Genomic DNA, 1143 nt, shown 5'->3' with positions numbered 1-1143 from the left:
CCCGCCACCACCCGCCCCCACCCCCACTCCCACCTGGGACGGCCAGGTCAAGGTGCTCGGCGACGGCTCCACCTCCTACACCGGCCCGCAGCCCAAGCAGCCCACGCCCGAGAAGCTCAAGCCCGGCGAGAAGCCGCCGCAGTTCGTCGTCTTCTCCTGGGACGGCGCGCTGGAGGGCGACGATCGCATGTTCTCCCGCTTCCGCAAACTCGGCGTCGAGAACAACGCCCAGATGACCTTCTTCCTGAGCGGCCTCTACACCCTCCCCAAGTCCAAGAGCACGCTCTACAAGCCACCGCAGCACAAGCCCGGCGACGCCTCCATCGACTACGCCACCGACCCCCACATCAAGGACACCCTGGAACAGCTGCGCCTCGCCTGGCAGGACGGCAACGAGATCGGCACCCACTTCAACGGGCACTTCTGCAACGCCAAGGGCGGCGGCGAGTGGAGCACCGAGGAGTGGAAGAGCGAGCTGGACCAGGCCGTCTCCTTCGTCACCAACTGGAAGACCAACACCGGCTTCAAGGACGTCCCGCCCCTCCCCTTCGACTACACCAAGGAACTGGTCGGCGGCCGCGCCCCCTGCCTGGAGGGCCAGAAGAACCTGCTGCCGGCCGAGAAGGCGGCGGGCTTCCGCTACGACGCCAGCTCCCCGGGCGAGTTCCAGGTCTGGCCGGTGAAGAAGGAGGGCATCTGGAACTTCCCGCTGCAGATGCTCCCCTACCCCGGCAGGTCGACCCAGAGCCTCTCGATGGACTTCAACTTCCTGGCCAACCAGTCCGGGAACACCACCAACGGCGACCCCAAGAAGTACGACACCTGGGAGAAGGAGACCCGCGAGAGCTACCTGGCCGGCTTCGAACGCGTCTACAACGGCAGCCGCGCCCCGCTCTTCATCGGCAACCACTTCGAGTCCTGGAACGGCGGCATCTACATGCAGGCCATCGAGGACGTGATGAAGAACGTCTGCAAGCGCGAGGGCGTCCGCTGCGTCTCCTTCCGCCAGGTCGCCGACTGGCTCGACGCCCAGGACCCGAAGGTCCTCGACCAGCTCCGCCAACTCGACCCGCCACATCCGCCGCATCCTCGAACGCGACGCCACCCGCATCCGCGCCGCCGCCCGCACCTCCGGCACCACCC

General features: G+C 67.4%; 1 protein-coding gene. It reads left to right on the top strand.

Annotation, left to right across the window (positions count from 1 at the left end):
* The coding region (locus ACIQOV_RS42335; RefSeq protein ID WP_401056588.1) for a hypothetical protein at positions 1 to 1143 on the top strand (1143 nt) is incomplete at both ends.

Origin of the sequence: Kitasatospora sp. NPDC091257 (assembly GCF_044757675.1) — a bacterium.
In the GTDB taxonomy this organism is placed as follows: Bacteria; Actinomycetota; Actinomycetes; order Streptomycetales; family Streptomycetaceae; genus Kitasatospora; species Kitasatospora lactacystinica.
Note: the sequence above shows the minus strand (reverse complement) of the source record. Positions and strands in the feature narration are given on the sequence as shown.